The following is a 13,403-nucleotide window of genomic DNA, read 5'->3' as shown; positions in this document are numbered from 1 at the left end:
GGCCTTTCTTCCGGGCTAAAGAGTGCGCAGCCGTCTCGCCGCGAGCCAACTGAGCGCGGACATGATCGCTGCGGTGAACAAGCAAAGCCACAACCCGCCGATCTGATAGCTGACACCAGAGAGCAACGTGCCCAAAAGGCGGCCTGCAGCGTTGGACATGTAGTAGAAGCCCACATCCATGGTGACGCGCTCGTCCGAGGTGAAGGCGAGGATCAGGTAGCTGTGTACCGAAGAGTTCACCGCGAAGACAAAGCCGAAGATCAGCAGCCCCAGGATCAGGATGGCAGTGAGCGCGTTGGAGGTGTCGAGCAGCAGCACGGCGGCGGTGAGGGCCAGCGGGATCAGGGTGAGGTAGCCGACCCAGTTGATCGCCTTTTGCACAACCTCATCGGTGGTGGCGTTGGCAGCTTTGAGGATGCGCGGGGCGTTGCCTTGTACCGCGCCATAAAGGATGATCCACACCGCCATGAAGATGCCGATGACGAAGAAGGCTTCTCGGCGGCCTTCCGCGGTGCCGTCTGACAGCACGGCGTTGAAGTAGACCGGGATGCCGACCACAAACCAGACGTCGCGCGCACCGAAAAGGAACATGCGGGCCAATGAGAGCCGATTGACGTTTTTGTCTTTGGAAAAGACCTGGGAGAACTTCGTCTTTTTGGAGCCTTGCGGCAGGCCGGAGGGCATGAAGATCACCACTCCCGCGAGGATCACCGTGAGGATGATGGCCATGCCCCAGACGGAGGCTTGAAAGCCCCAGATGGCAAGCAGCGCGGCGCCGAGGAAGAAGCCGCAGCCTTTCACGGCATTTTTTGAGCCGGTCAGCAGGGCAACCCAGCGGAAGAGCCCCCCGCCCACTTTGGGGGCGAGCAGTTTCACGGCGGATTTGGACGACATCTTGGAGAGGTCTTTGGCCACGCCGGAGGCGCCCTGCACGCACATCACAAAAATCACCGAGGCGGTCACGCCCCAGGCGGGGTCGAGTTGCGCCAAGGCGATCAGCGCGAGGATTTGGATGGTGAGGCCGGCGTAGAGCGTGGACGTCAAGCCAAAGCGCGCGGCGATCCAGCCTGCGGAGAGGTTGGTGACGATGCCCATGACCTCATAAAGCAGGAACAGGTAGGCCAATTGGATGGGCGAGAAACCCAGACCGTTGAAATGCAGAAGCACCAACATGCGCAGCGCGCCGTCGGTGAGCATAAAGGCCCAATAGGCGGCGGTGACGGTGATGTAGGCGGCGAGGCCGTCTGGTTTGTCAGTCTGGGAGTCGGTCATGGCGGTCTCTGAGGGCCGCGCCCGAGCCTAGGTGGGCGCAAGGAACAATGGAAATTGCCACCCGACTCGCGCAACAACCAACGAAGGTGATTGATGCAACGTCGCACATGCGCCCTCCTGGGGGGAGGGTCGGGCGCGGCCCGTGCCAGAGGCACGAGCCAAAGGGTTAAAGGCTGGCGAGCACCATGCGGGTGACGTCAGCCAAACGGAAGGCATAGCCCCATTCGTTGTCATACCACGCGTAGATTTTCACATGTTTGCCATTCACCACGCGAGTGGAGAGCGCATCGACGATAGTGGAGCGATCGTCGTTGGTGAAATCACAAGAGACCAGCGGGCGGGTTTCATAGCCGAGGATGCTCTCCAACTCACCAGCGGCGGCTTCGGCAAAGAAGCCATTGACCTCTTCCGCAGTGGTGTCTCGGCTGACGTCAAACACGATGTCGGTCAGGGAGGCATTGAGCAGCGGAACGCGCACGGCGTGGCCGTCAATTTTGCCAGCCATATCGGGGAAAATCTGGATGATCGCTTTGGCAGAGCCGGTGGTGGTGGGGATCAGGCTGTTGAGGGCAGACCGGGCGCGGCGCGGGTCTTTGTGAGCCTTGTCCACAATCACCTGTGTGTTGGTCACATCATGGATCGTGGTGAAGCTGGCTTGTTCAATGCCAAGCTTTTTGCGAATGACCTTCACCACGGGCGCAATGCAGTTGGTGGTACAAGAGGCTGCGGTGATGACCTTATGTGTAGCCGCATCGTAGGTGTCGCTGTTGACGCCGTAGACAATGTTGGCAACGTCGTCTTCTTTCACCGGAGCTGAGACCACGACCTTTTTCACGCCCGCATCAAAGTAAGGTTGCAGCTTGGCGTTGGATTTGAACACGCCGGTGCAGTCAACCACCAGATCGACGCCAAGTTCCTCAAGCGGCAACTCTTCGAGGGTCCACGCGGCGGTTTTGCGCATCTTGTGGCCATCCACGGTGATGCTGTCCTCATCAAAGGCAAAATCCGCCCGCCAGCGGCCATGCACGGTGTCAAACTCCAGGAGATGCGCGTGCAGTTCTGCGTCGCCAACGGGATCGTTGAGCAGGACAATGTCGGCGTCCAGGCCAAGATCAAAGAAGCTGCGGATCACCAGCTTGCCCATACGGCCAAGGCCATTGATTGCGATTTTGGTCATCAGAAATTCCTATCAATTAGGACCGCGGCCGAGCCTGGGTGGGTGCCAAAGGCGCCCTCCCGTGGGGAGGGTCGGGCGCGGTCCGGGCTGGCAGCCCGAACCAAGGTTAAGGTGAAGGAGGAAACCAACCACGAGTGCGATTGGCGAATGCAACAAGAGACAACATGACGGGCACTTCGACCAGCACGCCGACGACGGTGGCCAAAGCGGCGCCAGAGCCGAGGCCAAAGAGAGAGATGGCAACCGCCACCGCCAGCTCAAAGAAATTGGACGTCCCAATCAAGGCACAGGGGGCGGCCACCTCAAACGGGACTTTCCAGAGCCGCGCGGCGCCGTAAGCGATGAAAAAGATGCCGTAGGTTTGGATCAACAGCGGGATCGCGATCAACAGGATATTGAGCGGCTGGCTCAGGATCACCTGCGCTTGAAATCCAAAAAGCAGGACCACAGTCAGCAGCAATCCGCCAACAGACGTGGGCCGCAGCTTGTCGCGGAAGGCATCAACGGCGACCTCGCCCCCCTGCCCCATCAAACGGTTGCGGGTGATAACACCAACGGCCAGCGGTAGGAGAATGTAGAGCACCACGGACAACAAAAGGGTGCTCCAAGGCACGGTGATGTCGGTCACGCCCAGCAAGAAAGCCACGATGGGGGCAAAGGCGAAGACCATGATCACGTCATTCACGCTGACCTGTACCAGCGTGTAATTGGCGTCGCCGCGCACCAGATTAGACCAGACAAAGACCATGGCGGTACAGGGCGCTGCGCCCAGCAGGATCACACCCGCGAGGTATTCGCTGGCGGTTTGCGGATCGATCCACGGCGCGAAGATGACCTCGAAGAACAACACGCCCAGCGCGGCCATGGTGAAAGGTTTGATCAGCCAGTTGACCACCAGTGTGATCACCAAGCCTTTAGGCTTGCGGCCAACGTCTGCCAATGCGCCAAAATCGATCCCAACCATCATCGGGTAGACCATCGCCCAGATCAGCACGGCAACTGGCAGGTTCACTGAGGCGACCTCCAGACTGGCGAGCCAACCAAACAGGCTTGGGAACAGGCTGCCCAAGGCCAGCCCGGCGACAATCGCCAAGGCCACCCAAAGCGACAGCAGGCGTTCAAAGGTGCCAAGACCGGCGTCAAGTTCTGCGCTGTGATCGCTCATGCTGCGGTTCCCATCAATCTGCGAATGGCGGTGAGGATGTCTTCTGGCTCTTCATTTGCGCCAATCACATCCAGGTTCTTTTGCAAGGCGACAGCATCCAGACCCGCCATCGGAAGGTTCACAAAGGCGGAGATCCGATTTCGCAACATGCGATAGGATTCCGAGAAGGCCACGCGCTTTTCGGCTTCAGAGCCTTGCACCTGCGTCGGATCTGGCAAGCCCCAATGCGCCGTCATAGGCTGGCCCGGCCAGAGCGGGCAGGTTTCGGCAGCGGCTAGATCACACACGGTGAAGACAAAATCCATTTCTGGCGCGTCTGGACTGGCGAACTCGTCCCAGCTTTTGGCGCGGGCGAATCCTACGTCGTGATTGAGACCTTTCAGCAGGTCCAATGTGTAGGGATGCGGCGCCTCTTTGGGGGATGACCCGGCTGAATAGCCTTTAAAGCGCCCCATGGACTCCCTCTGAAGCACCGCTTCAGCAATGAGGGACCGGGCGGAGTTGCCGGTGCAAAGGAAGAGCACGTTGTAAGTTTTGTCGGTCATTTTGTGCGCTCCTTCAGCACCCACAAGTCAGGTCTTCAATGAGTGGCTGACACAGCTCTGGCCGACCGCCGCAGCAGTCCTGCAGAAGAAACCCCAACATCCCGCACATGCCGTCCATGTCCGCAAAGTAGCGGATCACGCGGCCCTCGCGCTGGTTGCGCACAAGACCCGCTTGCAGCAGCACCGAAAGATTGGCCGAAAGCGTGTTTTGGCGCACGTCCAAGGCCTCGGCGATGTCCCCGGCGCTCATGCCTGCATCACCGGCCGTCACCAAAAGACGGAAAGCTTCCAGGCGGGTTTGCTGGGACAAGGCCGAAAAGGCGGTGAGGGCTGATGTCATATCCATAATTCATGAAGTATGGATATGATTTGGTGAGTCGCAAGCATTTCATGCCGGTTTTCTGGCCAGCAGCGATGAAACTTTTGTGACAGCTTGGACTTTGGTTACCCAAAAACGTCGACAGGGCGATCTTCAAGCATGGTTTCCATGGAGAAGAAGCCTGTGACCGTGTCGAGCTCATAGCCGGTGGTCAGGCGGCGGTAGACGGCATCATAGCCCGACATGCCCGAGGTGATGATTTTCAACATATAATCCCAGTCACCGCCAATCCGATGCATCTCCGCCACTTGAGGAATGCGCGCCACATGGGCCTTGAACCCTTCGGCCCATTCCATGGAGTGATTGCGGGTACGCACCATGACAAAGACGGTCAGGTCGAGGCCCAACGCCGTGGGATCGATGCGCATGCGTGAGCCCAAAAGCACGCCCTCTTCCTCAAGCTTTTTCAATCGCCGCCACAGGGCGTTTTGCGACAGACCTACGCGGTCAGCAACTTCGCGTTGCGACAAAGAGGCGTCTCTTTGCAGAACATCAAGAATATTGCGATCAATTTGGTCTATTTTCTTACTCATACCGATCATTTGACCACAAATTTCACCATTTGGCGATGAGAAAAGGAGAAATTATCTATTTCGATAGGGCTAACATCCCCTCAAGACGCGCAAGAGGACCAAAATGACCAAACTGACCGCCCCTTTTGAGACATTTGCCAACACGCTGAAGACCGCCAAGGTTCCGCAAGAGTTCCTGCGGACCGGATTGATTGGCGGTGAGGCACTTATCGACACGCCAACCGGCCCAAAGAAGCTGGTCTATGCGGATTACGTCGCCTCCGGGCGAGCGCTGCGTCAGGTTGAGACCTTCGTGATGGAAGAGGTGCTGCCGTTCTACGCCAACACCCACACCGATGCGTCCTTCTGCGGCGCGCGCATGGGCGCGTTGCGTGAAGGGGCACGAGAGGTAGTGCGGGAGCATTGTGGTGCGCGCGCCCAGGAACATGCGGTGATTTTCTCCGGTTCCGGTGCGACAACCGGTCTGAACCAGCTGATGCATCTGATGGGCGTCGGCGCTGGCGATACTGTTCTTGTGGGCCCTTACGAGCACCATTCCAACCTGCTGCCTTGGCGTGAAAGCGGTGCGGATGTGATCGAAGTGCCGGAGGGCGACCTGCCCGGCCCGGACCGCAAAATTCTGACCCAGCTGCTCACGGAGCGGGGGACCACAGGCCGTGTGATCGTGGCGCTCAGCGCTGCGGCCAATGTGACAGGGGTGTGCACGGATGTGGCGGCGCTGACCCGGCTGGTCAAACACCATGGGGGGATCATGGTGTGGGACTATGCCGGGGGCGGGCCTTACTTGCCGATGCAGATGACACCGGTTGTAGGCGCAGAGATCGACGCGCTGGTGTTTTCACCACACAAGTGCATTGGCGGCCCCGGCGCGAGCGGTGTGCTGGTCATGCGCCAGGAGCTGGCCTGTGCCCGTGTTCCCTATCGTCCGGGCGGCGGCACCGTGGCTTTTGTAAACGCGCATCAGCACGACTACGTGACCAAACTGGAGCAGCGTGAGGAAGGTGGCACCCCCAACGTTGTGGGCGACATTCGTGTGGCGCTGGCATTGAAGGTGAAAGAGGTGATTGGCCAAGAGGCGATGACGGCGCGCAATGACGTGCTGACCGCGCGGGCCTTTGCCGCCTGGGAGAACGAACCACGCCTGCGGATTTTGGCGCCGGAGCGCAAAGAGCGCCTGCCAATCCTGTCGTTTGTGCCGCTCAATGCCTATGGCGAGCGCATTGACCACAATGCCTTCACCCGCGCTTTGTCCGAGCAGTACGGCATTCAGGCGCGCGGCGGGTGTTCCTGCGCCGGGCCTTATGTGCATGAACTCTTGAAGATTGGCGACGATCAGTCCTCGGTCATTCGCACCGACATTTTGCAGGGTCCTGGCACGGCCAAACCCGGCTTTGTGCGCCTGAATCTGAGCGTGTTGATGACGGATGAAACCGTGAATTACATCCTGGCGTCCGTGGCCGAATTGGCCCGCAGCTGGGACCTTGAACCGCAGGCAGCGATGGCAAGCTAAAGAGTTGTTGCCCGGTACTTGAAGGCACCGGAGCCGCGGGCGATGACCTCACCGGTCTCGTCCGTGATGGTGCCTTCGGCAAAGAAGGTCTTCGCGCCGCCACCGGTGCGCCAGCCTTCAGCAATCAGACCTTGGCCTTTGGGACGCGACAGGAAGTTGGTGGTCAGTGAGAGCGTGAGGGCCAGTTTTTTGTGCTCAGGCGTGCCGGTGTAGCAGCCCGCAAACCCCATGACCGTGTCCAGTAGCGTGGCATAGATGCCGCCGTGGGGAATGCCCGCGCGGTTCATCAGGTGCGGCGCGATCGGGAGCGCGAGGCGAGCGTAGTCTGTGTCCCAATGGGTCAGTTCAAACCCGAGATGTTTTTGCAGCTCATATGGCGCTTCGTCCAAAGCGGGGTCGAGTGGGGCGTGGGTCATGTCGTGGTCCATCAATAATCTGTTTCGCCCGGCATCGCCGGGCTGCGCCTGCCTGCCCCTCGGCAGGCGCATTCGCGCCAGCTCAGGCAGGCTTCGCCCTATGTTATGGCAATCACACCGCCGTCAGGCCACCATCGATCGCAATCGCCTGTCCGGTCATAAAGCTGTTCGCCGGCGCGTTGATCCACAACATCGCCTGCACCACCTCCTCGGGTTTGGACACGCGGCGCATGGGCACGCGACTGGCGATATGGGTCATGGCATCTGCGCGGCTTAGCCCTGCGCGTCCCCCAACCTGATCCGCCATTTCGTCCACCATGGGAGTTGCCGAGAAAGACGGGCAGAGTGCATTCACGCGGATGCCGCGCGTGGCGTTTTCGTCTGCCGCGGCTTTGGTCAGACCCACGACCGCATGCTTGGCTGCCGAATAAAGCGACAGATGGCCGGAGCCGACCAGTCCTGCCGCGGAGGCCACGTTGAGAATCGCCCCGCTGCCCGCCTTTTGCATCAGCGGGATCTGATACTTCATACAGAGGAACACGCCTTTGGCGTTCACGTTCATCATCAAGTCAAAGTCCTCGGTTGTGAGGAATTGCAGCGGGCGCACGTCGTGACCGATGCCTGCGTTGTTGATGCCAATGTCCAGCGCGCCGAAAGCTTCGGCGATGTTAGCAACATGGGCCGCGACCTGAGTTTCGTCAGCAACATCAACCTGATCCGCGACCACTTCGATACCTTTGGCACGCAAAGCGTCCGCCACCGTAGCAAGTTGGTCTGCGTTGATGTCCGACAGGCCAAGTTTTGCACCTTGCTCGGCGAATTTTTCAGCCGCCAGCGCGCCAAATCCACTGGCGGCGCCGGTGATCATCACCACTTTGTCTTGAAACATCTTATCCACGGGTGCTGGCCTCCAGACCGGCCTGAGCAAACATCGGAACAAAGGTGCCCAGTTTGGCAGCCCGTTCTGGATCAGATGCATTGCCATCCAGCGCGCGTTTTTTTACGCCTTGGATGATGGCGCCCATGCGGAAGAAACAGAACGCCAGATAAAAGCCAAATTTCTCGATGCCCGGCAGGCCCATGCGTTTGCAATAGGCGGCGATGAACTCTTCGTCGGTCGGCAGGCCCAGCGCGGCGCGGTCGATACCGGCCAGCCCCCTGCCCTCGTTGCCCGGCGGCATTTGCCACTGCATGATCACGGCAGCCAGATCGGCATAAGGATGGCCAATGGTAGAAAGTTCCCAATCCAGCACCGCGACCACTTCGGGGCGGTCTTTGGCAAAGAGCATGTTGTCGATCCGGTAATCGCCATGCACCAAAGTGCGTTTGCCGTCGTCAGTGGGGATGTTGGCGGCAAGCCAATCGATCAATTGATCCATCTGCGGGATCGTTTCTGTTTCGCTGGCGCGGTATTGTTTGGTCCAGCGGCCAACTTGGCGTTCGAAGTAGTTGCCGTCTGGGCCATAGTCACCAAGACCGACGGCGTTGATGTCGACGGAGTGGATGGCGGCGAGGACGCGGCCCATTTCGTCGATGACTTGGGCGCGTTGGTCGTTGTCTAGCTCTGGCAATCGTGGGTCGTCGAAGTTGCGTCCTTCGATGAAATCCATGACGTAGAATGCAGAACCAATAACGTCATCGCCCTCGCACAACAGGTGCATTTTGGCGACGGGGACCTCGGTGTCGGCGAGTGCTTTTTGCACGCGGAATTCTCGATCCACGGCGTGGGCGGATTTGAGCAGCACGCCAGGCGGTTTGCGGCGCAGGACGTATTGGCCGGACGGGCTGTCGAGCCGGAAAGTGGGGTTCGATTGGCCCACGTCGAATTTGGTCGCCGTGATGGGGCCTTCAAAACCGTCGAGGGTCTCCGAGAGCCAACGCGCGACGGCGGCGGTGTCCAGTGTGGTTGCGTCCATTGCGTTTCCTCCCATTTGGCCGGAGTGCGAAGCGGACCGGCCGCGCCCGACCTCCCCCACGGGAGGGCGCATTCGCTTTCTCCCAAGGTCGGCCACGGCCTATGTTAGCTGTAGGTCAGCATCTCGTCTTGGTTGCCGCCGTCAATATGCGGTGTCTCATTGAACCCGTTGAGCCATGTGTGGCCCTTGGCCATGACCAGCCGGGCCACGGCGCAGTTTTTGACCTGCAACTGTAGCAGGATCATCTGTTCAGCAGGCGCGTTCAGCACGTCGGCGATGGTGCGCCCGATGGCGCCGCCAGAGCTGACCGCGAGGGGCGTTTTTGCGCCGGACGCGGCCACAATGGCGCGGGCTTCTCGCACGCGGTCTGTGAAGGCGGCAAAGCTTTCCGGTGGATTGTCGATCTCGTCGCGCTGCCATTCGATCACCGTGTCCCGCAGGATGCGGAAATGGGTTTTGCGGTCGTCATGCAGGCCAGCCGGTTTGTCATCCCGATTGGCGTAGCGGGCTTCGAGCAGCCCGCCAAAGTCAAATTCGTTCCACCCCGGCACAACAATTGGGTCAAGCCCGGTGCCCAGTGCGCTTTCAATGCCGTCCCAGGTCTGGCGATGGCGTCTTTGTGCGCCGATGAACACCGCATCAGGCCTTACGCCTTGACGTTTGAGCGCCGCGCCCAGCGCCGCTGACTGGCGGTGGCCGAGGTCTGACAGGTTGTCATAGTCGGCCGCCCCAAAGCTGGCTTGCGCGTGGCGGATCAGGTGGAACATCTGGCTCATGACATGCGGGCTTGAAGCCGATCCCACGCAGCGATGTATTCACGCTCCAGACGGTCAACCAGATCGGCCGTCTTGGTGACTTCCTTCACAGCGCCAATGCCTTGGCCGGAGCCCCAGATGGTTTTCCAAGCTTTGGGTTTTTCGCGGTCGCCGCCAAAGTCCATGGTTTTCACGTCCCCCTCAGGCAGATTGTCCGGGTCCATGCCTGCGTTGGTTACGGAGCCTTTGAGGTAGTTGCCAGATACCCCGGTAAACAAGGACGAATAGACGATGTCCTCAGCGCCGCTGTCGACAATCATGTCTTTGTAGCCCTGCACGGCGTTGGCCTCTTCGGTGGCGATGAAGGGCGAGCCGATGTAGCCGAGGTCCGCGCCCATGGCTTGTGCTGCCAAAAGCGATGCACCGGTGCCAATGGAGCCTGACAGCAGCAAAGGCCCGTCAAACCACTCGCGGATTTCGCTGATCAAGGCGAGCGGGCTTTGCGGGCCGGCATGGCCGCCGGCACCAGCGGCTACAGCGATGAGACCGTCGGCACCTTTCTCAATCGCCTTCTTGGCGAACTTGTTGTTGATGATGTCGTGCAGGGCAATCCCGCCACAATCATGCGCCGCCTGATTGACCTCAACGCGTGCGCCCAGCGAGGTGATCCAGACCGGGACTTTGTGTTTGTGACAAAGCTCGATGTCGCGCTCGAGCCGCGTGTTGGAGCGGTGCACGATCTGGTTGACCGCAAAGGGCGCAGCGGGGCGGTCCGGGTTTTCCTGATTGTGACGGTCCAGCTCTTCGCGGATATGCGTGAGCCAGGTGTCCAGAAGTGGGTGTTCGCCCTCGCCTTCACGTGCGTTCAGCGCGGGGAAACTGCCTATGATGCCTGCCTTACACTGGGCAATGACCAGTGCGGGTACGGAAATGATAAACAAAGGCGAGGCCACTGCGGGGATGCGCAGACCTTGAAGCGCCTTTGGAAGGTGGCTGTCACCAGACATGAGAAACTCCTGTTGTTGGTGAGCAGGATAAGGGCCTGTGGCGACCGCTCAAGCAAGAGCTTGGCAAAGTAACATGACGTCACTTTGGGCGTGCCTTTGCGGAAAGGCGTGGCTCTTCGATGGCTTGAATGCCTCCGGCGGGGATATTTGGGGACTGTGAATGGGCTTAGCGGATGAGGAACTTGCGGATATGCCCGGCGATCTCGGCAGGCTTTTGATGCAGGAGCCAGTGGTCGGCGTCCGGGATGGTTTGGAGGGTAAGATCGGCGCAGTGGTCGTCCAGTCCCGCGTAGCATTCTGGCAGGAGCGCGGTGTCGTTTTCGCCCCAGAGCAGGAGATGAGGCATGGGCACGCGCAGTAGGTGTGGCGGCAAGTTGGGCAGGTCTGCCTCTGACAAGGGTACGCCGGGGGCGGCCACCTTGAGGAAAGAGGCGCGGTACCAATTGACCATGCCGCGGATGTGATCGGCACCGCCCCAAGCAGTTTGGTAGGCAGCCAGTTTTGCGGGCGTCATCCACGACATGTCCATATGTTTGGAGAAGATACCCATCATGTGGGCGTGGTTGTTGGCGGCGAGCTTCTCTTCCGAGCACTCAGCGCGCAGCCAGTTGATGTATTGGCTGGCTTCCGATTGTGTGCCGCCTGCGGCCAATGCGCGTTGAAAGGGGATGGGGTGCACGCCATTTGCGATGATCAGATTTTGCAGGCGGCCAGGATGGCGGAAAGCCAAGCCGTAGGCCACGGCAGCGCCCCAATCGTGGCCCAGGACAGCGGCAACGGGGGCGTCGGGGCTGTAGTGGTCGAGAACGGCGACGGCGTCGCCAACCAGCTTGGAGGCGGCGTAGTGATCTACCTCAGTTGGGCGCCAGCTTTGGCCATAGCCGCGCTGATCCGGGGCGATGCAGAAGAAGTTGTCTTGCAGGTGCGGGATCAGATCGAAGTAGGCGCCAGAATACTCGGGAAACCCATGCAACATCAGGATTGCGGGCTTGGAGGGATCACCGGCCACCACCACGTGAAAGTTGTGGCCGGAAATTTTTAGTGTCTCGCTGCGCAAGGCTTAGACCATGTCCGGTAGCTTGTGGTCGGCAAACTGTTTGCGCAGGGTCAGCTTGGAAACCTTGCCTGTGGCGGTGAGCGGCAGTTCGTCGACAAACACCACATCATCCGGCAACTGCCATTTGGCAAAATGCTCGAGCAACAGGTCCATCAACTCGCTGGCCTCGGGTTTGCCTTCGGGCGACGGCACCGCCACCAAGAGCGGGCGCTCATCCCATTTAGGATGTGCCACGGCGATGACCGCGCAATTGGCCACCTTGGGATGCGCCATGACGGTGTTTTCCAGATCGAGCGAGGAAATCCATTCGCCGCCAGACTTGATCAGGTCTTTGGCCCGGTCGGTGATGGTGAGAAAGCCGTTTGCGTCGATGGTGGCAACGTCGCCAGTGCCAAACCAGCCTTCAGCATCAAAGGCGGTGGCATTGGCCTCTTCGTTTTCAAAATAGCCAGAGGTGATGGCGTTGCCGCGCACATAGAGCTCGCCTGCGGCCTCTCCATCGTGCGGCAGGCGGTTGCCGTCCTCATCCACGATTTTTAGATCAACGCCAAAGACGCGGCGGCCTTGTTTGGATTTGATGGCGATACGCTCGGCCATTGGCTTGCTGTCGAGATGATCTGGCAGATTGCCTTGGGTGCCGATGGGCGACATCTCGGTCATGCCCCAGGCGTGACAGACGTTCACGCCGCCCTCCTCGAAGTACTGGATCATCGACGCAGGGGCGGCGGAGCCACCCACCACCATATCACCGAGGCCCTCAGGCATGCGCCCTTGGTTGGCGATCTCGCCTTGCAGGCCCAGCCAGACCGTCGGCACACCCCAGGCCGAATAGACTTTCTCGTCATCCATCAGTTTGAACAGGCTGGCGCCATCCAAAGCGCCGCCGGGGAAGATCAAGGACGCGCCGGTAAGAGGTGCGGCATAAGGCAGGCCCCAGGCGTTGACGTGAAACAGCGGGACAACGGGTAGGATGCGCTTGCCTGGCTGCAGCGCGGCAGGCAGCGAGAGGCCCACCATCATGGCGTGCAGCACCGTGGAGCGGTGGGTGTAAAGCGTGCCTTTGGGATTGCCAGTGGTGCCGGAGGTGTAACACAGGCCTGCGGCGGTATCCTCCGGCAGGTCCGGCCAATCGAAATGGTCTGGCTGCCCCTCCAGCAGCTCTTCGTAGCAGAGGTAATCGCCGTCGGGCATGTGGGCGCGGTCGGTCATCACGACCACTTTCAGACTTTGCGGCCATTGCCCACGCAACGCGTCGACAATCGGCACAAAAGTCAGGTCCACAAAGAGCATCGTGTCATTGGCATGGTTGACGATGTAGGTCATCTGCTCGGCCGACAGGCGCGGGTTGATGGTGTGGCACACGCCGCCTGCCCCGGAGATGGCATAATACAGCTCGAGGTGGCGGTAGCCGTTCCACGCCAGCGTGGCGATGCGATCGCCCAGTTTCAGCCCCTGCGCGGTGAGCCCATGCGCCAGTTGCGCGACGCGTTTGGCGGTTTGGGCATAGGTCTGGCGGTGAATGTCGCCTTCGGTGCGGACCGAAACCACCTCCCCTTCCGAGTGGATTTCTGCCGCGTAGCTTAGAATGTCCGCAATCTTCAGCGGACGCATCATCATGGACCCTTGCATTTGGCCCTCCCCTGCCAATCAGTGTCTGTTCGCCTGAGTACG

14 protein-coding genes are annotated in these 13,403 nt (G+C 60.0%); 1 reads left to right on the top strand and 13 read right to left on the bottom strand.

What is annotated here, in order from left to right:
• Positions 1–15 precede the first annotated feature (15 nt).
• The 6 genes from arsJ to SIB38_RS07330 form a co-directional block, all read right to left on the bottom strand.
• Positions 16–1,272 carry an organoarsenical effux MFS transporter ArsJ gene (gene arsJ, locus SIB38_RS07355; RefSeq protein WP_294119407.1) on the bottom strand — a complete coding sequence of 419 codons (1,257 nt, stop codon included), beginning with the start codon at positions 1,270–1,272 and terminating at the stop codon, positions 16–18.
• A 166-nt stretch (positions 1,273–1,438) separates the two neighbouring features.
• Positions 1,439–2,449, bottom strand: a complete 1,011-nt coding sequence (locus SIB38_RS07350) for an ArsJ-associated glyceraldehyde-3-phosphate dehydrogenase (protein WP_412551710.1) — start codon at positions 2,447–2,449, stop codon at positions 1,439–1,441.
• Between the two features lie 106 nt (positions 2,450–2,555).
• Positions 2,556–3,614, bottom strand: a complete 1,059-nt coding sequence (gene arsB / locus SIB38_RS07345; RefSeq protein ID WP_294119410.1) for an ACR3 family arsenite efflux transporter — start codon at positions 3,612–3,614, stop codon at positions 2,556–2,558.
• Positions 3,611–4,159, bottom strand: coding sequence for an arsenate reductase ArsC (locus SIB38_RS07340; RefSeq protein WP_294119411.1), 549 nt, complete (start codon positions 4,157–4,159; stop codon positions 3,611–3,613). Before SIB38_RS07340 ends, arsB begins: the two co-directional genes overlap by 4 nt.
• 13 nt (positions 4,160–4,172) lie before the next feature.
• On the bottom strand, positions 4,173–4,505 hold the full coding sequence (locus tag SIB38_RS07335) for an ArsR/SmtB family transcription factor (RefSeq protein ID WP_412551709.1): 333 nt from the start codon (positions 4,503–4,505) through the stop codon (positions 4,173–4,175).
• A 98-nt stretch (positions 4,506–4,603) separates the two neighbouring features.
• Positions 4,604–5,071 (bottom strand): Lrp/AsnC family transcriptional regulator, encoded by a 468-nt coding sequence (locus tag SIB38_RS07330; protein WP_294119413.1) that lies wholly within the window; start codon positions 5,069–5,071, stop codon positions 4,604–4,606.
• A gap of 103 nt (positions 5,072–5,174) precedes the next feature.
• Here SIB38_RS07330 and SIB38_RS07325 point away from each other — a divergent pair, with 103 nt between their 5' ends.
• Positions 5,175–6,581 (top strand): aminotransferase class V-fold PLP-dependent enzyme, encoded by a 1,407-nt coding sequence (locus tag SIB38_RS07325; RefSeq protein ID WP_294119414.1) that lies wholly within the window; start codon positions 5,175–5,177, stop codon positions 6,579–6,581.
• Here SIB38_RS07325 and SIB38_RS07320 read toward each other — a convergent pair.
• From SIB38_RS07320 to SIB38_RS07290, 7 genes are all read right to left on the bottom strand, one after another.
• Entirely contained in the window at positions 6,578–6,997 is a 420-nt protein-coding gene (locus SIB38_RS07320) for a PaaI family thioesterase (RefSeq protein WP_294119415.1), read from the bottom strand. The genes SIB38_RS07325 and SIB38_RS07320 overlap by 4 nt on opposite strands.
• 112 nt (positions 6,998–7,109) lie before the next feature.
• Positions 7,110–7,886, bottom strand: a complete 777-nt coding sequence (locus tag SIB38_RS07315) for an SDR family NAD(P)-dependent oxidoreductase (protein ID WP_412552028.1) — start codon at positions 7,884–7,886, stop codon at positions 7,110–7,112.
• A 1-nt stretch (position 7,887) separates the two neighbouring features.
• On the bottom strand, positions 7,888–8,913 hold the full coding sequence (locus SIB38_RS07310; RefSeq protein ID WP_412551708.1) for a phosphotransferase family protein: 1,026 nt from the start codon (positions 8,911–8,913) through the stop codon (positions 7,888–7,890).
• 104 nt (positions 8,914–9,017) lie between these two features.
• A complete protein-coding gene (locus SIB38_RS07305) occupies positions 9,018–9,689 on the bottom strand; it encodes a histidine phosphatase family protein (RefSeq protein ID WP_294119418.1) in 672 nt (223 codons plus the stop codon).
• Positions 9,686–10,675 (bottom strand): NAD(P)H-dependent flavin oxidoreductase, encoded by a 990-nt coding sequence (locus tag SIB38_RS07300; protein WP_294119420.1) that lies wholly within the window; start codon positions 10,673–10,675, stop codon positions 9,686–9,688. The genes SIB38_RS07305 and SIB38_RS07300 overlap by 4 nt, the downstream gene beginning before the upstream one ends.
• A 166-nt stretch (positions 10,676–10,841) precedes the next feature.
• Complete coding sequence (locus tag SIB38_RS07295) at positions 10,842–11,732, bottom strand: alpha/beta fold hydrolase (RefSeq protein ID WP_412551707.1); 891 nt, start codon at positions 11,730–11,732, stop codon at positions 10,842–10,844.
• Positions 11,733–11,735: 3 nt separating this feature from the next.
• Positions 11,736–13,361, bottom strand: a complete 1,626-nt coding sequence (locus SIB38_RS07290; RefSeq protein WP_294119422.1) for a long-chain fatty acid--CoA ligase — start codon at positions 13,359–13,361, stop codon at positions 11,736–11,738.
• Positions 13,362–13,403 lie beyond the last annotated feature (42 nt).

The sequence above is a fragment of the Shimia sp. MIT910701 genome (assembly GCF_047126315.1).
Lineage (GTDB): Bacteria > Pseudomonadota > Alphaproteobacteria > Rhodobacterales > Rhodobacteraceae > Shimia.
This window is presented reverse-complemented; position numbering and strand designations above follow the sequence as displayed.